General features: G+C 68.2%; 17 protein-coding genes. 12 read left to right on the top strand and 5 right to left on the bottom strand.

Annotation, left to right across the window (positions count from 1 at the left end):
- Positions 1–4: 4 nt before the first annotated feature.
- The 8 genes from LTT66_RS13175 (at position 5) to rraA (ending at position 4,731) form a co-directional block, all read left to right on the top strand.
- Positions 5–541, top strand: a complete 537-nt coding sequence (locus LTT66_RS13175; protein WP_233067249.1) for a hypothetical protein — start codon at positions 5–7, stop codon at positions 539–541.
- Positions 542–579: 38 nt separating this feature from the next.
- Positions 580–1,239, top strand: a complete 660-nt coding sequence (locus tag LTT66_RS13170) for a YcnI family copper-binding membrane protein (protein ID WP_233067246.1) — start codon at positions 580–582, stop codon at positions 1,237–1,239.
- Entirely contained in the window at positions 1,236–1,775 is a 540-nt protein-coding gene (locus LTT66_RS13165) for a copper resistance CopC family protein (RefSeq protein WP_181724607.1), read from the top strand. The genes LTT66_RS13170 and LTT66_RS13165 overlap by 4 nt, the downstream gene beginning before the upstream one ends.
- A 5-nt stretch (positions 1,776–1,780) precedes the next feature.
- Complete coding sequence (locus LTT66_RS13160) at positions 1,781–2,734, top strand: CopD family protein (RefSeq protein WP_233069208.1); 954 nt, start codon at positions 1,781–1,783, stop codon at positions 2,732–2,734.
- A 33-nt stretch (positions 2,735–2,767) separates the two neighbouring features.
- A complete protein-coding gene (locus LTT66_RS13155) occupies positions 2,768–3,220 on the top strand; it encodes an SRPBCC family protein (RefSeq protein WP_233067244.1) in 453 nt (150 codons plus the stop codon).
- Between the two features lie 109 nt (positions 3,221–3,329).
- Positions 3,330–3,638, top strand: coding sequence for a DUF5313 family protein (locus LTT66_RS13150; protein ID WP_228829609.1), 309 nt, complete (start codon positions 3,330–3,332; stop codon positions 3,636–3,638).
- A 48-nt stretch (positions 3,639–3,686) separates the two neighbouring features.
- Positions 3,687–4,052 carry a DUF5313 family protein gene (locus LTT66_RS13145; protein ID WP_233067242.1) on the top strand — a complete coding sequence of 122 codons (366 nt, stop codon included), beginning with the start codon at positions 3,687–3,689 and terminating at the stop codon, positions 4,050–4,052.
- A gap of 190 nt (positions 4,053–4,242) precedes the next feature.
- Positions 4,243–4,731, top strand: a complete 489-nt coding sequence (gene rraA, locus LTT66_RS13140; RefSeq protein WP_233067240.1) for a ribonuclease E activity regulator RraA — start codon at positions 4,243–4,245, stop codon at positions 4,729–4,731.
- A 58-nt stretch (positions 4,732–4,789) separates the two neighbouring features.
- Here rraA and LTT66_RS13135 read toward each other — a convergent pair whose 3' ends face one another.
- The gene (locus LTT66_RS13135; RefSeq protein WP_181725710.1) at positions 4,790–5,008 is read right to left on the bottom strand and encodes an RNA-binding S4 domain-containing protein; all 219 of its coding nucleotides are present in this window, start codon (positions 5,006–5,008) and stop codon (positions 4,790–4,792) included.
- A gap of 275 nt (positions 5,009–5,283) precedes the next feature.
- Between LTT66_RS13135 and lysX the strand changes: the two genes are divergently transcribed.
- Together lysX and LTT66_RS13125 are read left to right on the top strand one after the other, a co-directional pair.
- Positions 5,284–8,607, top strand: coding sequence for a bifunctional lysylphosphatidylglycerol synthetase/lysine--tRNA ligase LysX (lysX, locus tag LTT66_RS13130; RefSeq protein ID WP_408638787.1), 3,324 nt, complete (start codon positions 5,284–5,286; stop codon positions 8,605–8,607).
- 100 nt (positions 8,608–8,707) lie between these two features.
- The gene (locus tag LTT66_RS13125) at positions 8,708–8,917 is read left to right on the top strand and encodes a hypothetical protein (RefSeq protein ID WP_233067238.1); all 210 of its coding nucleotides are present in this window, start codon (positions 8,708–8,710) and stop codon (positions 8,915–8,917) included.
- Between the two features lie 201 nt (positions 8,918–9,118).
- Here LTT66_RS13125 and LTT66_RS13120 read toward each other — a convergent pair whose 3' ends face one another.
- Positions 9,119–9,697, bottom strand: a complete 579-nt coding sequence (locus tag LTT66_RS13120; protein WP_233067236.1) for a Uma2 family endonuclease — start codon at positions 9,695–9,697, stop codon at positions 9,119–9,121.
- 90 nt (positions 9,698–9,787) lie between these two features.
- Here LTT66_RS13120 and LTT66_RS13115 point away from each other — a divergent pair, with 90 nt between their 5' ends.
- Positions 9,788–10,402 (top strand): histidine phosphatase family protein, encoded by a 615-nt coding sequence (locus LTT66_RS13115; protein ID WP_233067234.1) that lies wholly within the window; start codon positions 9,788–9,790, stop codon positions 10,400–10,402.
- A gap of 114 nt (positions 10,403–10,516) precedes the next feature.
- The gene (locus LTT66_RS13110) at positions 10,517–10,840 is read left to right on the top strand and encodes a hypothetical protein (protein WP_233067232.1); all 324 of its coding nucleotides are present in this window, start codon (positions 10,517–10,519) and stop codon (positions 10,838–10,840) included.
- A 66-nt stretch (positions 10,841–10,906) separates the two neighbouring features.
- Here the strand turns inward: LTT66_RS13110 and LTT66_RS13105 are convergent, their stop codons facing one another.
- The 3 genes from LTT66_RS13105 to gltB all read right to left on the bottom strand — a co-directional run bounded on the left by LTT66_RS13105 (position 10,907) and on the right by gltB (position 18,247).
- The gene (locus LTT66_RS13105) at positions 10,907–11,806 is read right to left on the bottom strand and encodes a cutinase family protein (protein WP_233069205.1); all 900 of its coding nucleotides are present in this window, start codon (positions 11,804–11,806) and stop codon (positions 10,907–10,909) included.
- Positions 11,807–12,132: 326 nt separating this feature from the next.
- On the bottom strand, positions 12,133–13,602 hold the full coding sequence (locus LTT66_RS13100) for a glutamate synthase subunit beta (RefSeq protein ID WP_233067230.1): 1,470 nt from the start codon (positions 13,600–13,602) through the stop codon (positions 12,133–12,135).
- The gene (gene gltB / locus LTT66_RS13095) at positions 13,595–18,247 is read right to left on the bottom strand and encodes a glutamate synthase large subunit (RefSeq protein WP_233067227.1); all 4,653 of its coding nucleotides are present in this window, start codon (positions 18,245–18,247) and stop codon (positions 13,595–13,597) included. Before gltB ends, LTT66_RS13100 begins: the two co-directional genes overlap by 8 nt.
- Positions 18,248–18,745: the final 498 nt, after the last annotated feature.

The following is an 18,745-nucleotide window of genomic DNA, read 5'->3' as shown; positions in this document are numbered from 1 at the left end:
CCCCATGTCCCCGCACCCGATCACCGGCCACCTGCGTGGTGGCCTGGTCGGCGTGCTCGTCGGCGTGCTGGCCGTCGCGGCGCACGGGTCGGCCGGTGCAGGTGTGCCGGGCTCGACCGAACTGACGTTGGTGTTGTTGATCGCCGCGGGAGTGGGCGCGGCGGCGGGAACCTCGCGCGCGTGCCTGCGCCCGTCCGTCGCGGCCGGGCTGCTCGGCGCCGGTCAGCTGCTCAGCCACGCCGCGTTGTCGATCCTCGTGGGGCACCACCACTCCGGAACCGGAGCTGTCGCAACGGTTTCCCCGCTGCCGACCGCCTGGATGCTGCTCGCGCACATCGTGGCGGCGGTCGGCTGCGCTGCGTTGATCGCGCTCGCCGAGCGGCTCTACGCCGCCGTCTCCGGTGCGCTGCGCGCGATACTCGCCCCACCGCGGCAGACGCGCGTCGCCGGCGCGCCGCCCTGGTCGGATCCCGGTTTCCTGCCCTGTCGCTGTGCTCCGCTGGGTGCGCTCGGTCCGCGCGCGCCGCCGCTGTCGGCCTGAGCCCCGACACCCTATTCCTCTCGCACAGGAGCATCAGCATGCACAGCTCGATTTCGCGCGCCGTCGGAACAACGGTCACCACAACAGCACTCGTTCTGCTCGCAGGCGGCACCGCCGCGGCACACGTCACGGTGGACGCTCCCGGCGCCACGCAAGGCGGCTACGCCGTCGCCACCTTCCGGGTGCCCACCGAATCGGACACCGCGAGCACCACGGCGCTCACCGTCACCCTGCCCAATCTGAAATCCGCTCGGACCGAACCGGTTCCCGGCTGGTCGGCCAAAGTGGAACGCAACGACAAGAAGGAGGTCACGGCGATCACCTGGACCGCCGATCCGGGCGCGCCGGGCATCGCGCCCGGTCAGTTCCAGCGTTTCGCGGTTTCCGTCGGCCCGCTGCCCGCCCTGGATTCGGTCAGCTTCCCCGCCAAGCAGACCTATTCCGACGGCAAGGTGGTCAGCTGGGACCAGCCGATCGGAAAGGACGGCGACGAACCCGAACATCCGGCCCCGTCGCTGACCCTGTCCGCAAGCAAAGACGACGCGGACGACGGGCACAAAGTAAGCAGCGAAGCCTCGGACGACGACACCGACCACGACGACCAGACCGCCCGCTGGCTCGGCGGGATCGGCCTCGCGCTCGGCCTGCTCGGTGTCGCGCTCGGCCTCGGCAATGTGATCCGCGGGCGGCGCGCATGACCCGCCGCCTCCTGACCGCCCTCGTGGCGGGAGTATTTCTGCTCGGATTCGGCATCGCCGCAACGGGCATCGCCGCCGCGCACTCCGCGGCCACCGGAAGCGTCCCGGAGGACAACGCGACCGTCGACGCCGGTCCGGAGCGCGCCAGCGTGACGTTCAACGAGGAACTCCAGCCCAGCTTCCCGTCGCTCACCGTCGTCGGACCCGACGGCAATCTGTGGTCCAAGGGCGACCCGGTGGTCGAGGGCAAGACGGTCAGCGTCGCCGTGGGCGAGCTGGGCCCGGCCGGCGAGTACACCATCGCCTACCGGGTGACCTCGGCCGACGGTCACCCCGTCAGCGGCAAACGGCACTTCACGCTCGGCAAGCCGGGCAACGGCACGCCGGGACCGAAACCGAATGCCAAATCCGACGGCAGCTCGGACGGCTCGGGCGGCATTCCGCTGTGGGTGTTCATCGTCGGCGCGGTCGTGCTGTTCGGCGGTGGGCTCGCGTTCGCCTTGTTCGGCGGCAGGAGCCGCAACCCGCGGCGGTGAACGAGATGCGGATCGGCGGACGGGGTGGTACCCGGCCCGCCCCCGGCCGAACGCCCTGGCCGGCACTGCTGCTCGCCGTCCCGGCCGGGCTGGTCGGCGTAGCGCTCGCCTGGGCGCTGATCCTGCCGGGGCCGCTGCCCGGGGAGGCAGTGGTCCGGGTGGGGGCCGACGGCGTCGGGGCGACAGTGCTGGGATTGGCCGCTCTGCCCAGGGTCTCCCCGCGCCTGCGAACACCTTGGCGGCTGCTGGCGGCGCTCGCCGGGGTCTGGGCGGCCGCCGAGTTCGCCGTGCTGGTCTTCGAGGCGGCCGAGGTGGTCGGTGTGCCCGTGACCGAACTCGGCGCCGCGGAATTCGGCACCTACCTGGTGGACGTCAGCGGCGGGCAGGTCGGGATCGCGATCCTGGTCGGCGTCGCGACGGTGGCCTGCGGCTCCGCGCTGGCCTTCCGCAGGCCCGAGTCCGCCTCCGCCGACCTGGTGCTGGTGTTCGCGGCGGTCGCGCTGGCCTTGCGTCCGATCACCGGGCACATGTCGCAGCAGGCGTTCGGCTCCGTGCTCGCCGCGGTGCACGCGCTGGCGGCCGGCGCCTGGTTCGGACTGCTGATCGCGCTGGCGCTGGTCGTGCGGACCCGGGGTGAGTGGGCGGTGGTGCTGCCGAAGTATTCGGCGGTGGCGCTGCCGCTGGTCGCGGTCGTAGCGGTCACGGGCCTGCTCAACGGACTGATCCGGGTCGGCGGGATCACCCCGTTCGTCAGCACCGGATACGGCCGGATCCTGCTGGCCAAGACCGTGGTGCTGCTCGTGTTGCTCGCACTCGGCTGGTGGTGGCGCCGCAGTTGGGTGCCCCGGGCGGCCGACCACCGGATGGACGCGAAGGACTCGCTGCGCCGCGCGATCGCCGAGGTGGTCGTGATGGCGCTCGCCTTCGGGCTGGCCGCGACCCTGGCCGTCACCGCCTGAGGCACCAGGCCGTGCCCCGGTTAGGGTTTCCGCATGACCGTAGTGAAGATCGTCGAGGATTGCGTGGCCTCGGCGGAGTCCGCGTTCGCCTTCGTCAACGACTATCAGAACCTGCCGCGCTTCCTGCACGGCGTCGAGTCCTTCACCCCGGTCGGCGAGCAGACCGAAGGGGTCGGCGCGACTTTCGACGGGCACATGAAACTGGGACCCGCCTCGCTGAAGTCGCGGATCGAGGTGGTCCGCTGGGAGGAGAACTACGCGATCGGCGTCAAGTCGATCAAGGGTTTCCAGATCGAGTCGACGTTCCTGTTCCACGACAAGGGCGACCGGTTGTGCACCGTCGACGCCATCGTGGACTACCGGGTGCCCGGCGGCCTCGCGGGACGGGCGCTCGGCAAGACCATCGAACCGTTCGTCAAGATCGCCGTGCAGCACACCACGCACAACCTGGTCACCCAGATCGCCGCATTCCACGCCGCTCGGTAGGGGCCGGTTGCGCCGGGGACGGTGGGGTCGGGATGCTGGAGGGGTGAGTGCTGAACCCTCGTTCGGACAGCGGATCGGCTATGTCTTCGGCCGCACGCTGCCGGAATCGATGTCCGATTGGGTGCGCGAGGATCTGGTCGGGCCGGGCGCTACGCGGCGCTATCTCCTGCGCTTCCTGGTGCCCGTGCTTCCGGTGCTCATGCTGTTCCTGTTGCTGCCCGGCCCGTTGTGGATGGGGTTGGCGATGATGGCGCTGCTATACATCCCGCTGATCTACTTCACAGTGGCGCTGCTGTACGTCTACCGGCGGCATCGGCTGATCAAGCACGGTCTCGACCCCGCGCTCGCGGATGCCGACGCCCGCCGCCGGGACGAGCGCGAACGCCTCGACTACGAGCGCAGGCACGGACGCGGTTGAGCCCGCGAAAGTCTAGCGTGGCGTAAATCACGGGCATAGCCTGGAAGCATGAAAAAGCCCACGTTTCGGCAGCGGATCACCTACGATCTGGGCCGCGAGCTCCCCGAGGAGCTACACGAGTGGGTCGTCCACGACCTCGTCGGACACGGGGCGATGGAACGCTATCTCGTCCGTTTTCTCGGGCCGATCATCCCGTTCTTCGCTCTGGTCCTGCTGTTCCCCGGGCCGATGCCGCTGAAGATCGGCTTGATCGTGATGATGATCGTTCCGATGGTGGTCTTCACGGTGGCTCTCAGCTACGTCTGGCGCCGCTTCCGCTTGGTCCAGCACGGCCTGAACCCCGAACTGGTCGACCACGGCAAGATCACCGACCACGACCGCGACCTCTACGAACTGCGCTACGGCCACCGCTAGCGCCCCACCCGCCCACACCAGCCCAGCTTCCGGTTTCGAGCGAAGCGAGACCGAGCATGCGCCGTTCGCGGCCCGGCTCGCGTCCGAGTGGCCGCCGCGTCCGCGACGCAGGAGCAAGCGGCGGTCGCTCGGACGCGAGCCATCAGGGGGCCGCGAACACGCAGCGCCGAAGGCGCTGCAAAATAGCCCAGTGACCGAATCGCAGAATGTAAGCGCCACCGCCGACCTGGCCGACGAGATCGGCCCGGAGATCCGGAGCTGCGATACGCAGTTCATCCAGTTCGGCGGGCGTGCGGCGTTCTCCGGACGCATCACCACCATCCGCTGCTTCCAGGACAACCTGCTGGTGAAGCAGACGCTCGGCGAACCGGGCGAGGGCAAGGTGCTGGTGGTCGACGGCGGTGCGAGCGTGCACACCGCGCTGGTCGGTGACATCATCGCCGGGCGCGGCGTCGAGAACGGCTGGGCGGGCGTGGTCGTCAACGGCGCGGTGCGTGACTCCGCCATCCTGCGCACCCTGGACATCGGCATCAAGGCACTGGGCACCAACCCGCGTAAGAGCACGCAGACCGGTAGCGGCGACCGCGACGTGCCGGTGGAGTTCGGCGGGGTCACCTTCGTGCCCGGCGACATGCTCTACAGCGACCACGACGGCGTCGTCGTCCGCGCCGAGGACTGAGCGGGCCCGGTGGCGCGCCCGGGGATATTTCTGCGGCGGCCACCTCCACCGGGGTGGGTCAGGCGGACACGACGACCTTGTGACCGGCCAGGGCGACCACGTCGCCGACGTGCAGCTGTCGTCCGCGCCGCAGCTCGACCTCGTCGTTGACCCGCACCAACCCGGCGGCGATCACCGTCTTCGCCTCCGAACCGGATTCGATCAGGTTGGCCAGCTTCAGAAACTGGCCGAGCCGAATAACGTCCTCATCGATCGGTACTTCGACTGGTTCCGACATGAAGTAAATATTTACAGCCCCTTCTGGAATCGCCGAACACCGCCCCACATCCCCCAGCGATCACCGAGCAACTCGACCCGTCCCGCCCGCACCGCGTAGAAATGCGACCGATCGACCCCACGTTCCGAATTGACGCCGACACCCGTCGGTCCCTCCGCCCAGGTCTCCAACCGGCCACGAACACGCCGCGAGGAAGTCCCGGTCGGGCAAATACCGCACAAACACGCCCACCGCGGGCTTGGCAAATCAGACACACCTACGTACACACTGGTTCCGTGACCTCGACGCAAGCCCAGCAACATCGCGACACCGCACCACCCGCGGATAAACCGACTCCGCCGGTTCCACACCGGGGTCACGGACGGCTTTCGGAAGTGCCGCATATCGCGGGATTGGCGCTCGGTGTATTCGCGGTGCTGTGCTTCCTCTGGAGCCTTTCACCCGGTCTGCGTTTCCTGACCCAGGTGCCGCGCCGCTATATCGACACCTATTACTTCGACGCGCCGGATACGAACCTGATGTGGGCGCTGGTCGTCGGCCTGACGGCAGGCGCGATAGCCAGCCGGAAACGGATCGCCTGGTGGTTGCTGATCGGCTATCTCGCGATCTATACGGTGGTCAACGGCGTCACCTTCGCCGAGCGCGGCAGTATCCACGCTCTGGTGGCCATGGTGGTGCACCTCGCCGTGATCGGCGTGCTCATCGCGGCATGGCCCGAGTTCTACACCAAGGTGCGCCGCGGAGCGGGGTGGAAAGCGCTCGGCGTGCTGGCCGGGGGTCTGGCGATCGGCGCGCTGGTCGGCTGGGGACTGGTGGAATTGTTCCCCGGCAGCCTGCCGCAGGGCGTGCAGCGACCGGGCTGGGCGATCTACCGCGTGACCGCCGCGGTGCTGGCGGACAACGAGCACTTCGACGGGCATCCGCCGCCGTTCGTCAACTTCCTGCTTGGCCTGTTCGGCGCGGTCGCGCTGCTGGCCGCGGTGATCATTCTGCTGCGTTCGCAGCGCGCCGCGAACGCCATGACCGGCACCGACGAGTCGGCGATCCGCGGATTGCTGGAGCGCTCGGACGTGGAGGACTCACTCGGCTACTTCGCCACCCGGCGGGACAAGGCGGTGGTCTTCGCGCCCAGCGGCAAGGCCGCGGTGACCTATCGCGTGGAGCTGGGTGTCAGCCTGGCCAGCGGTGACCCGATCGGCATTCGGGAGGCATGGCCGCAGGCGATCGATGCGTGGTTGCGGCAGGCCGACCAGTTCGGATGGGCTCCCGCGGTGATGGGCGCGAGCGAAGTCGGTGCGACGGCGTACCGGCGCGCGGGCCTGTCCGCGCTGCGCCTCGGCGACGAAGCCATTCTGGACACCAGGAACTTCTCGCTGGCGGGGCCGGAGATGAAACCGGTGCGCCAGGCCGCGAACCGGCTGCGCAAGCACGGCGTCATGGTCCGCATCCGCAGGCACCGCGACATCTCCGGCGAGGAGTTCCCCCGGGTCATCGCCCGCGCGGACAGCTGGCGCGACACCGAGACCGAGCGCGGGTTCTCCATGGCGCTGGGCAGATTGGGCGATCCGCTGGACGGTGACTGCTTACTGGTGGAGGCGGTCAACCCGCAGGGCCGGGTGCTGGGCATGCTGTCGCTGGTCCCGTGGGGCCGCACCGGGGCCTCGCTGGAGCTGATGCGCCGCGACCCCGGCGGGCCCAACGGCGTGATGGAGCTGATGATCTCCCAGCTCGCGCTGAACTCCGAGCTGTACGGCGTCACCAAGGTGTCGTTGAACTTCGCCGTGTTCCGCTCGGTGTTCGAGGAGGGCGGCCGGATCGGTGCCGGTCCCGTGCTGCGTTTGTGGCGCGGCGTGCTGCTGTTCTTCTCGCGCTGGTGGCAGCTCGAGGCGCTGTATCGGTCGAACGTGAAATACCAGCCGCACTGGGCGCCCCGGTTCTTCCTGTTCGAGGAGCGCAGGCAGCTACCGCGCGTCGCGGTGGCCAGCGCGCTGGCCGAGGGCTTCCTGCCACGGCTCGGCAAGGAACCGGATACTTCGACGCACACCGGCGAGCACATCGCGGTGCCCTCGACCGTGACGGGGCTGCACACCGACGGCAGTCCGCCCGACATCGCCGAGCTCGAGGGCGAGCAGCAGTTGCCGCGCAGGCCCGAGCAGGTGCGCGTGCGCATGGACAAACTGGCGCGCCTCACCGACTCCGGCATTGATCCCTACCCGGTCGCCTACCCCCCGACGCATACCGTCGCCGACGCGCGGCGTTCCCCACGCGGCACCACGGTCCGCGTCTGCGGCAGGCTGCTGCGCATCCGGGACTACGGTGGGGTGATCTTCGCGGTGCTGCGCGACTGGACCGACGACATCCAGCTGGTCATCGATCGCGACCGGGTCGGCGCGGAACGCAGCGCCGAGTTCGGCGAGTTCTTCGATCTCGGTGATCTGATCGAGGTGAGCGGGCAGATCGGCGCCAGTAGGCGCGGTGAGCTCTCGCTGCTCGCGGCGGACTGGCGGATGCTGGGCAAGTGCCTGCACCCGTTGCCGGACAAGTGGAAAGGGCTGGCCGATCCCGAGGCGAAGGTGCGGCAGCGCTACGTCGACATGGCGATCAACCCCGAGACCCGCGAGGTGCTGGCCAAGCGGAGCGCGGTGGTGCGCTCACTGCGGGACTCGCTGAACTCCCTGGGGTACCTGGAGGTGGAGACGCCGATCCTGCAACAGGTGCACGGTGGCGCCAACGCCACGCCGTTCGTCACGCACATCAACGCCTACGACCTCGACCTGTATCTGCGGATCGCGCCGGAGCTGTATCTGAAGCGGCTGTGCGTCGGCGGTATGGAGAAGGTGTTCGAGATCGGCCGGACCTTCCGCAACGAAGGAGTCGACTTCAGCCACAACCCAGAGTTCACCATTCTCGAGGCCTACGAGGCGCACAGCGACTACGAGCGCATGATGCACACCTGCCGCAGGCTGATCCAGAACGCGGCGATCGCGGCCAACGGCGCGATGGTGGCGTTGCGGCCCAACGGAAACGGGTCGTTCGAAGAGGTGGACATCTCCGGCGAGTGGCGGGTGCGGACGGTGCACGGCGCGGTGTCCGAGGCGATCGGCGCGGAGATCACCCCCGAGACCGGCGTCGAGGAGTTACGCGAACTCTGCGAAAACGCCGAGGTCCCTTTCCAGCACGGCTGGGACGCGGGCCAGGTGGTGCTGGAGATGTACGAGCACCTGGTCGAATCCCACACCGAGGAGCCGACGTTCTACATCGACTTCCCGACCTCGGTGTCCCCGCTGACCAGGCAGCATCGCCGGATACCCGGCGTCACCGAGCGCTGGGACCTGGTCGCCTGGGGCGTCGAACTCGGCACGGCCTACAGCGAACTCACCGACCCGGTGGAGCAACGGCGCAGGCTCACCGAGCAGTCACTGCTCGCGGCCAACGGCGACCCGGAGGCGATGGAACTCGACGAGGAGTTCCTGCAGGCTCTCGAGCACGCGATGCCGCCGACCGGCGGGCTCGGACTGGGCGTGGACCGGATCGTCATGCTGATCACCGGACGCAGCATTCGCGAGACTCTGCCGTTCCCTTTGGTGAAACCACGCTGACCGGGCCTTCGGACCGAAGACTTCTCATCGAGCTAATCGGACGGCTACCCTTGGAGATTCGGCCCCGGGAGGAGGCCGCTACACCTTAAGGGGTTTGGATATGTACCTTGACCTGCTGACGAACGCGAGCCTGCTGGACCACACCGTGTGGGCGAGCCCGGACACCTGGAACTCCGCGCTCGATCTGGCCGCCAAAAAGAAGAAGAGCAGCAAGGGCGGATTGATCATCGGCGCGATCTGCTGCCTGCTGGTGGTCGCGCTGATCGTCGGCGGCGTCTACCTGCTGACCAAGCGCAAGAAGAACAACTGAGGCAGGCATCGACGGCCCGGCTCGCGCGAAGCGAACCGGGCCGTTCCACGCCGCGACCGACCACATCCACCCGCACGGCGACCATCAATGCCGCGCTCGTACACACGAGCTGAAGCCCGAATGGTCAGCGCCTGGGGATCGGGCGCGCACTATCGCAGGTCCCCACCGAGGTACTCGGTCGATCGAGCGGATCCACCGGATTCAGAGCCGATCAATTTCCGTGAGGTCGATGTCCATATCGAACGGCACGGTCAGCTTCAGGCGATCGTGGTGAATCCCGGTGAGAGCGTAGGCCTTCGTGGCCGGATCCAGCTCGTAGACATAGACGACCGGGCGGCCATCCACGTTCTCGACCCGCCAGAAGTGAGCGATTCCCGCGCGGGCGTAGAGCTGCGGTTTGCGCTCACGATCGCGGGTACGTGATTCGGCGGACACGACCTCCACTGCCAAGATGACGTCATCGGCATGGTACGTCGTCAGTTCGGGGCCACCGACGCTTTCGGCGTGGATCACGATGATGTCTGGTTCCGGACGCTGGTCCCGGGCGAGTGTCACGGTCATCTCCCGTCGCACCCGCCACTGCGACGGGGCGAGGCGGCGGAGAGTCGAGTCGAGCAGCGTGATGACCAGCATATGGAACTGCGCCTGCGGACTCCCGAAGACAAGACTCCCGTCGATCAACTCGGTGTGCGGGGGAAGGTCCGGTAGGCGATCGAGATCCTCGGCGACGAACCCGCCCGGCGGCGGACGCAGCCACCGCGGAAACCGCTCGACAGTCATGGTCCGAGTGTGTCACCCCCGCTGGTGCCGGGCGTAGGGTCCGTGGGGGCCGGATGGAACAGGTCAGGGGCATGGGGCAGAGTGGGGCGGGTGCAGTTGATTCTCGTTCGTCATGCCCAGCCGGTCCGGATGCTGAGTTCGGGTGGGCCCGCCGATCCGGAATTGGCACCGGTGGGGCTGGAGCAAGCCGAGCGGGTGCCCGCGGCGCTCGGTCATCATCGGGTCTCCCGGGTGGTGAGCAGCCCGCAGCGACGGGCCAGGGAAACGGCGGCGCCGACCGCCGCGAAGCTCGGCCTCGGCGTCGAGATCGTCGACGGTCTCGCCGAATACGATCGCGATCTGCCGGCTTACATCCCGATCGAGGATGCCAAGGTCGAATTCCGCGACGCCTATGACCGGATCAAGGCGGGGCATCTGCCCGTGCAGGTCGACGGCGAGTCGTTCAAGGCCAGGGTGCACGCCGCCGTCGCCGATATCGTCGCGGCCACCGATCCGGCCGACACGGTGGTCGCGTTCGCACACGGCGGTGTGATCAACGTGCTGTTGCAAGAGGTCCTCGGTCTGGCGCGGCCGCTGACCTTTCCCATCGACTACTGCTCGATCACCCGGCTCCTGTTCTCCCGCACCGGCCGCCGCACGGCCGCTACCGTCAACGAGAACGGGCACGTCTGGGATCTGTTGCCGCGCAATATCGAGCCGCGCTGAGCATTCACAGCGGATTGCCAGGCCGGTCGCACCGCTGTCCCAGTGACGGAATCTTCGATGGGACCGGTGAGCCGCTGCCGATCAGTGGCTCACGGTTCGAGAGAAAGGAATTCCGTGTCGCTCTCCAAAACCGTTACGCCACTGCGGCATCTCACCCGGGTGGCCGTGGCCGGTGCGCTGATCGCCGTCCCGCTCGCGGCCCTCACCGCGACCGCGTCCGCCGAAACTCCCGCCGACCAGGGCCAGGTACAGCTGGTGGACGCGCCCCAGGAGGGCGCCGACATCAATGGCCGGCCCCGTCATTTCGAACATTACGAACGGCATGACGGCCCAGGTCGGCCGGACAGGCCGGGCCGTGGGCCGGATGACTGCCCCGGCCAGGACGGCCCGGTGATCAAGCATTTCCGGCACGACTTGCCGCCGACCGGTTCGAGCTAGTCCGTCGCCTCCATCGAAAAGGGCCCACCTCCGAATTCGGAGGTGGGCCCGATGGTTCGGCGGGGCTCAGGCCATGCCGGCGATCCAGTTGTGCATCCAGGAGATGGCGGTCTGGCCGCCGCCCACCGAGTAGCTGCCGTACACGGTGTGCGCCTGCGACTTGTAGAAGCGCTCCAGGTCCTTGGCTCGCTGCTGGTTGGCCGAGTCGGTGAGCTGGGCCTGCAGGACCGGGACGCCACCGGAAGTCATCAGGTCGCCGAGGATGTTTCCCGCCTCGATCTGGTAGCGCCACATGTTGGCGGGGTTGGCGTCCGACGCCTGGGCGAGGAAGCCGGCGAACCGCGTGACGAAGTCGTCGGTCGCCGTCGCGCAGTAGAGGTCGTCGACCGCGCAGATGGTGCGGGTGCGGTCGCTGACCCAGCCGAAGCCGCCGACCCGGGGGCCGCCCGCGCCCGCACCGGGGGCGGGCGGGCCGACCTGGACGTCGGTGGGCGAACGGCGCGGATCGGAGATCAGGCCGACACCGGCGATGCGATCGGCCGGCACGACACTGAGACCGGTTCCGATCTCGGCGGCGAGATCGCCTGCGGCGTCCGCGCCCTGGCTGTAGCCGACCAGTGCGATCTTCGTCGCGCCGCACTGCTGCGCCATGTTCGCGATCAGGCCGCGCGCGTTGTCGACCGCCTCTTTCTTGGAGTTGCCGTAAACCTCACCCTCCCACGGGAAGGCGGTCGCGGCGTAGGTCACATAGTCGACTTCGGTAGAGGAGGGCAGGCCCCGAGTGACGCCCGCGAGCATGCCGGGCTGCGGGGTCTTGTCCCGCCCCGTCTCCCAGGTACCCGGGATCGCCACCACGTACAAACTCGGGCATCCGGGAGCGGCGTTCGCCGACCCGCTGCCGAAAACCAAGCCGGACATCACGGTCGCGGACGCGCCCAGAGCCGCGACGACCTTCTTCCACTGCATACCGCTCCAAACCTCGCCCTCGTCGAACTTCCCGCCGAGTTGCCGCGTCAATGCTGAACTCACCGGATGTCGTTCCAGTGCACGCCGGGTGAACACCGGTCGCCCGATCGGTTGACGTGCACTCACAACCGCATCCCAAGATCAGCAGCACGCCGAAGATCACAATAAAGCCACGAACGCCGCAATGCCATTCGAACGCCTTCGTGTGTCGGATTTCCGTCGCCGGTCCGGCAGGAGCACGGGTGCGGAAGCTCATCGATCGCGAAAAGGCGCCTGTGGACAAGTTGTCCACAGGCGCCTTCTTTCCGCTCCGGTAAGAGAGGAGACTAGCGCTGAGCCACCATGGTGGGCGTGATCGGCGCCGGAAGCGCGGTCTCGCCTTCCAGGTACCGGTCGACGCCCGCGGCCGCGGCGCGGCCCTCGGCGATGGCCCAGACGATGAGCGACTGGCCGCGGCCCATGTCACCGGCGACGAAGACGCCGGGAACGTTGGTCGCCCAGTTCTTGTCGCGCTGCACGTTGCCGCGCTGGTCGTAGCCGACGCCGAGATCGGTGAGCAGCCCCGGCTTCTCGGGACCGACGAAGCCCATGGCCAGCAGCACCAGGTCGGCCTCGAGGGTGAAGTCGGTGCCTTCGACCTTCTCGAAGCGGCCGTTGACCATCTTGACCTCGTGCGCGTCCAGGCCGGTCACCTTGCCGTCCGCGCCGACGAAGCGCTCGGTGTTCACCGAGAACACCCGCTCGCCGCCCTCCTCGTGCGCCGAGGAGACCCGGTACATCAGCGGGTAGGTCGGCCACGGGGTGGAGTCGGCGCGCTCCTCCGGCGGACGCGGCATGATCTCGAACTGGTGCACGCTGGCCGCGCCCTGCCGGTGCGAGGTGCCGAGGCAGTCGGCGCCGGTGTCGCCGCCGCCGATGATGACGACCTTCTTGCCCTTCGCGTGGATGGGCGGCAGGCCCTCGTCATCGGTGACGTCGTCGCCGTGCTGCACCCGGTTGGCCCAGGGCAGGAACTCCATGGCCTGGTGGATGCCGTCCAGGTCGCGGCCCGGGATCGGCAGGTCACGCGCCAGGGTGGCGCCGCCGGCCAGCACGATCGCGTCGTACCGCTCACGCAGCTGCTCGGCCGTGATGTCGACGCCCACGTTCACACCGGTCTTGAAGATGGTGCCCTCGGCCTCCATCTGCGCCAGGCGGCGGTCGATGAAGCGCTTCTCCATCTTGAATTCCGGGATGCCGTAGCGCAGCAGGCCGCCGATGCGGTCGGCGCGCTCGAACACGGTCACGGTGTGCCCGGCGCGAGTCAGCTGCTGCGCCGCTGCCAGACCGGCCGGGCCGGAACCGACGACGGCGATCTTCTTGCCGGTGAGGCGGGTCGGGTAGACCGGGGTCACCCAGCCCTCGTCGAAGGCGTTCTCGATGATCTCGACCTCGACCTGCTTGATCGTGACCGGATCCTGGTTGATGCCGAGCACGCAGGACGCCTCGCACGGCGCGGGGCACAACCGGCCGGTGAACTCCGGGAAGTTGTTGGTCGCGTGCAGCCGGTCGATGCCTTCCCGCCAGCGGTCCTTGTAGACCAGGTCGTTCCACTCGGGGATCAGGTTCCCCAGCGGACAGCCGTTGTGGCAGAAGGGGATACCGCAGTCCATGCACCGGCTGGCCTGGGTACGCAAGGTCTCGTGGGAGAACTTCTCCTCGTAGACCTCTTTCCAGTCCATCAGGCGCAGCGGCACCGGGCGCCGCTTGGGCAGTTCCCGTGCGGTGTGCTTCAGAAATCCTTGGGGGTCAGCCACGAGCGGCCTCCATAATCGCCTCGTCCACGTCCTTGCCGCTCTTCTCAGCTTCGGAGATGGCGAGCAAAACCTTCTTGTATTCGCGCGGCATGACCTTCACGAAGTGGTTCACCTGCTGCGACCAATCGCTCAGGATGCGATCGGCCACCGGGGAACCCGTCTGGTCACGATGCTGGGTGATGATGTCGTGCAGCCAGGTGAAGTCGTCACCGGCCAGCTGCTCGACGGCGTCGGCCTGCTCGGGGTTGAGCTTCGCCGCGAAGCTGCCCTCCGGGTCGAAGACGAACGCCACACCGCCGGACATACCGGCGCCGAAGTTGCGTCCCGTCTCGCCCAGGATGACCACCCGGCCGCCGGTCATGTACTCGCAGCCGTGGTCGCCCACGCCCTCGACCACCGCGGTGGCGCCGGAGTTGCGCACGGCGAACCGCTCGCCGACCACACCGCTGAGGAACACCTGACCACTGGTGGCGCCGAACAGGATCACGTTGCCCGCGATGATGTTCTGCTCGGCGACGAACTCGCCGGGCGCGTCCAGCGACGGGCGCACCACGAGCCGGCCGCCGGAGAGGCCCTTGCCGACATAGTCGTTCGCGTCACCCTGCACGCGCAGCGTGATGCCCGCCGGTACGAAGGCGCCGAAGCTGTTGCCCGCCGACCCGGTGAAGGTGATGTCGATGGTGTCGTCGGGCAGGCCCGCGCCGCCGTAGAGCTTGGTCACCTCGTGGCCGAGCATGGTGCCGACCGTGCGGTTCACGTTCGTGATCTTGGTCTCGAACTTCACCGCCTGGCCCCGCTCCAGCGCGTCGCGGCTCTGCACGATCAGCTGCTGGTCCAGCGCCTTGTCCAGGCCGTGGTCCTGGGACTTGGTGCAGCGGCGGTCCTGGTACATGAACGCCGTCTCGACGTCGTCCAGAATCGGCGACAGGTCCAGCTTGCTGGCCTTCCAGTGCTGCTTGGCCTTGGAGGTGTCGAGCAGGTCGACCCGGCCGATGGCCTCGTCCAGCGTGCGGAAGCCCAGCTGCGCCAACAGCTCCCTGACCTCTTCGGCGATGAACAGGAAGAAGTTCTCGACGAATTCCGGCTTGCCGGTGAAGCGCTCGCGCAGCACCGGGTTCTGTGTCGCGACGCCGACCGGGCAGGTGTCCAGGTGGCAGACGCGCATCATGATGCAGCCCGAGACCACCAGCGGAGCGGTGGCGAAGCCGTACTCCTCGGCGCCGAGCAGCGCGGCGATCATCACGTCGCGGCCGGTCTTCATCTGGCCGTCGACCTGCACGACGATGCGGTCGCGCAACCCGTTGAGCAGCAACGTCTGCTGGGTCTCGGCCAGGCCGAGCTCCCAGGGACCGCCCGCGTGCTTCAGCGAGGTCAGCGGCGAGGCGCCGGTGCCGCCGTCGTGACCGGAGATCAGCACGACGTCGGCGTGCGCCTTGGAGACGCCCGCCGCGACGGTGCCGACGCCCGGCTCGGCGACCAGCTTCACGTGGATGCGCGCCTGCGGGTTCGCGTTCTTCAGGTCGTGGATCAGCTGCGCCAGATCCTCGATCGAGTAGATGTCGTGGTGCGGCGGCGGCGAGATCAGGCCGACGCCCGGCGTCGAGTGCCGCACCTCGGCGACCCACGGGTACACCTTGTGCGCCGGAAGCTGGCCGCCCTCACCGGGCTTCGCGCCTTGGGCCATCTTGATCTGGATGTCGGTGCAGTTGGTCAGGTAGTGCGCGGTCACGCCGAAGCGGCCGGAGGCCACCTGCTTGATCGCGCTGCGCCGCCAGTCGCCGTTCTCCTCCGGCTCGAAGCGGGCCGGCGACTCGCCGCCCTCACCCGAGTTCGACCGGCCGCCGAGCCGGTTCATCGCGATCGCCAGCGTCTCGTGCGCCTCGGCCGAGATGGAGCCGTAGCTCATCGCGCCGGTGGAGAACCGCTTCACGATCTCCGCGGCCGACTCGACCTCCTCGATCGGGATCGGGTTGCGCGCCCGGTGCTTGAACTTGAACAGACCGCGCAGCGACGCCAGCCGTTCGGACTGGTCGTCGACCAGCTTGGTGTACTCCTTGAAGATCGAGTACTGGCCGGACCGGGTGGCGTGCTGCAGCTTGAACACCGTGTCCGGGTTGAACAGGTGGTACTCGCCCTCGCGCCGCCACTGGTACTCACCGCCGACCTCGAGTTCGCGGTGCGCGCGCTCGTTGCGGTTCTCCAGGAACGCGATCCGGTGCCGCTGCGCGACGTCTTCGGCGATCTCGTCCAGGCCGATGCCGTCCAGGTGCGAGCGCAGACCGGTGAAGTACTCGTTCACCAGGTCCTGCGACAGACCGATCACCTGGAACAGCTGGGCGCCGTTGTAGGAGGCCAGGGTGGAGATGCCCATCTTGGACATCACCTTCAGCACGCCCTTGCCCGCGGCCTTGTTGTAGTTCGCGACCGCCTTGCGGTAGTCGGCGGCCAGATCGCCGGTGCTGCCCGGCATCTCCAGCGCGCCGCGCTCGAGCATGTCCTCGATGGTCTCGAAGGCCATGTACGGGTTGATCGCGGCGGCGCCGAAGCCGACCAGGGTGGCCATGTGGTGCACCTCGCGGGCGTCACCGGCCTCCACGACCAGGCCGACCATGGTGCGGGTGCGCTCGCGCACCAGGTGGTGGTGCACCGAAGAGGTGAGCAGCAGCGACGGGATCGGCGCCAGCTTCTCGTTGGACTCGCGGTCGGACAGCACGATGATCCGCGCTCCGCCGTCGATGGCGGCCGACACCTGGGTGTTGATCGCCTCCAGCGCCTTGCGCAGGCCCTTGCCGCCCTTCTTCACCGGGTACAGGCCGCGCACGACCACCGAGCGCAACTCGGGGTGCGATCCGTCGTCGTTGATGTGCACGAGCTTGGCCAGCTCGTCGTTGTCCAGGATCGGCTGCTCCAGCGCGATCATGTTGCACGACTCCGGGCCCGGGTGCAGCAGGTCGGCCTCGGGGCCGATGTTGCGCTTGAGACTGGTGACCACCTCTTCCCGGATCGCGTCCAGCGGCGGGTTGGTGACCTGCGCGAACAGCTGGGAGAAGTAGTCGAACAGCAGGCGCGGCCGGGCCGAGAGCACCGCGATCGGCGTGTCGGTGCCCATCGAGCCGAGCGCTTCGCCGCCGGTCTTGGCCATCGGCGAGATCAGCAGGTTGAGCTCCTCGGTGGTGTATCCGAAGATCTGCTGACGGATCAGCACGCGATCGTGCGACATGTGCACGTGCGGGCGGTCGGGCAGGTCGGCCAGGCGGGATACGCCCGCGTCCAGCCACTCCTGGTAGGGGTGTTCGGCGGCGAGCCGGGACTTGACCTCGTCGTCGCCGACGATCCGGCCCTCGGCGGTGTCGACCAGGAACATGCGGCCCGGCTGCAGACGCGCCTTCTTGACCACCTTGGACGGGTCGATGTCCAGCACGCCGACCTCGGAGGCCATCACGACCAGGCCGTCGTCGGTCACCCAGATGCGGCTCGGCCGCAGGCCGTTGCGGTCGAGGACGGCGCCGACGACGGTGCCGTCGGTGAAGCACACCGATGCGGGGCCGTCCCACGGCTCCATCAGCATCGAGTGGTACTCGTAGAAGGCCCGCTGACGCGGGTCCATGGTCTCGTTGCGTTCCCATGCCTCGGGAATCATCATGAGCACGGCGTGGGGCAAGCTGCGGCCGCCGAGGTGCAGCAGTTCCAGCACCTCGTCGAACCGGGCGGTGTCGCTCGCCCCCGGGGTACAGACGGGGAAGATCTTCTCCAGCCGGTTCTTGCCCGCGGAGTCGACGCCGAAGACGTCGCTGCGCAGCAGCGCCTCGCGAGCGCGCATCCAGTTCTCGTTGCCGGTGACGGTGTTGATCTCACCGTTGTGCGCCACCCGGCGGAACGGGTGCGCGAGCGGCCAGGACGGGAAGGTGTTGGTGGAGAAGCGAGAGTGCACGATGCCCAGCGCGCTCTCCACCCGGGAGTCCTGCAGGTCCAGGTAGAACGCGCGCAGCTGCGGCGTGGTGAACATGCCCTTGTAGACGAAGGTCTGCCCGGACAGGCTCGGGAAGTAGACCGACTCCCTGCCGACCGCGCCCTCACCCGCACCGGCCGACCCGAGCTCGCGCTCGACCCGCTTGCGCACCACGTAGGCGCGACGCTCCAGATCCAGATCCGACAGTGGATCGGAAGCGTTCTTCGGCGAGGCGATGAAGATCTGCCGGAAGGTCGGCATGGCGTCGCGCGCCAGCGCGCCGAGCGACGACTCGTCGATCGGCACCTCGCGCCAGCCCAAGACCTCGAGGCCCTCTTCCTTGACGATCTTCTCCACGCCGTAGGCCGCGCGCGCGGCTTCGCGGCGGGCCTGCGGAAGGAAGGCGATACCGGTGGCGTAGGAGCCCTCCGGCGGCAACTCGAAGTCCACGATGGCGCGGAAGAAGCGGTCCGGGACCTGGATCAGGATGCCCGCGCCGTCACCACTGTTGGGCTCGGCGCCCGCGGCGCCACGGTGCTCCAGGTTCAACAGAGCCGTAATAGCCTTGTCGACGATGTCGCGGCTGCGGCGGCCGTGCATGTCGACGACGAACGCGACGCCGCAAGCGTCGTGCTCGTTCGCCGGGTCGTAGAGCCCGATGGGTCCAGGTGACCGGTGGCCAGGAAGTTGCGTCATGCCTCTGCCTTCAAGAAAGTCGGCCTTCGAAGAAAAAACGGCCTTTCGTCGAATGCCTCCGTACAAGACTGCGCCCGTACGTTCCGAAGCCAGCCGCGCTGATGGTCTTCGGCGTGCAGTCAGGTCTGCAGTTGTCTCCACCCGCTTCTGTGACGTAGTGGGTGCCCTTCGGTAACGGATCCCTAACAAGATCCTTACCTCCGAGCGGGTGCCCGCCCGCTACGCTGAGCACCTGGCTAGGGGCTGCCCGAGCGGGCTAGGTAGCCGAACGTTCTGTGTTCGGCGTAAGAGCAAACGATAAGTCAGGTCCAGGGCCCAACCAACTTAGGTTGCGCTAATAACCGGGTTTAGCTGGGCTTCTGCATTCGGTCCTCCACGTGTGCGCGTCGTCCAGTGTAAAGCAGCGAGTGCCGTGCGATCGATCCCCGTGGCACCCGGTGCCAGCTGGGAAAACCGGCGCGCGACACCGCCCGGAGACCTTCCTCACCAGGCCGGGAA

This window comes from Nocardia gipuzkoensis (assembly GCF_021183645.1).
Lineage (GTDB): Bacteria > Actinomycetota > Actinomycetes > Mycobacteriales > Mycobacteriaceae > Nocardia > Nocardia abscessus.
Note: the sequence above shows the minus strand (reverse complement) of the source record. Positions and strands in the feature narration are given on the sequence as shown.

Bases quoted from the DNA above. Each gene is read 5' to 3' on its own strand.
- LTT66_RS13105 (WP_233069205.1), bottom strand. From the start codon at position 11,806: ATGCAGTGGAAGAAGGTCGTCGCGGCTCTGGGCGCGTCCGCGACCGTG.
- LTT66_RS13165 (WP_181724607.1), top strand. From the start codon at position 1,236: ATGACCCGCCGCCTCCTGACCGCCCTCGTGGCGGGAGTATTTCTGCTC.
- LTT66_RS13160 (WP_233069208.1), top strand. From the start codon at position 1,781: ATGCGGATCGGCGGACGGGGTGGTACCCGGCCCGCCCCCGGCCGAACG.
- LTT66_RS13150 (WP_228829609.1), top strand. From the start codon at position 3,330: ATGTCCGATTGGGTGCGCGAGGATCTGGTCGGGCCGGGCGCTACGCGG.
- LTT66_RS13170 (WP_233067246.1), top strand. From the start codon at position 580: ATGCACAGCTCGATTTCGCGCGCCGTCGGAACAACGGTCACCACAACA.
- LTT66_RS13135 (WP_181725710.1), bottom strand. From the start codon at position 5,008: ATGTCGGAACCAGTCGAAGTACCGATCGATGAGGACGTTATTCGGCTC.
- LTT66_RS13155 (WP_233067244.1), top strand. From the start codon at position 2,768: ATGACCGTAGTGAAGATCGTCGAGGATTGCGTGGCCTCGGCGGAGTCC.
- gltB (WP_233067227.1), bottom strand. From the start codon at position 18,247: ATGACGCAACTTCCTGGCCACCGGTCACCTGGACCCATCGGGCTCTAC.
- LTT66_RS13120 (WP_233067236.1), bottom strand. From the start codon at position 9,697: ATGACTGTCGAGCGGTTTCCGCGGTGGCTGCGTCCGCCGCCGGGCGGG.
- LTT66_RS13175 (WP_233067249.1), top strand. From the start codon at position 5: ATGTCCCCGCACCCGATCACCGGCCACCTGCGTGGTGGCCTGGTCGGC.
- LTT66_RS13125 (WP_233067238.1), top strand. From the start codon at position 8,708: ATGTACCTTGACCTGCTGACGAACGCGAGCCTGCTGGACCACACCGTG.
- LTT66_RS13145 (WP_233067242.1), top strand. From the start codon at position 3,687: ATGAAAAAGCCCACGTTTCGGCAGCGGATCACCTACGATCTGGGCCGC.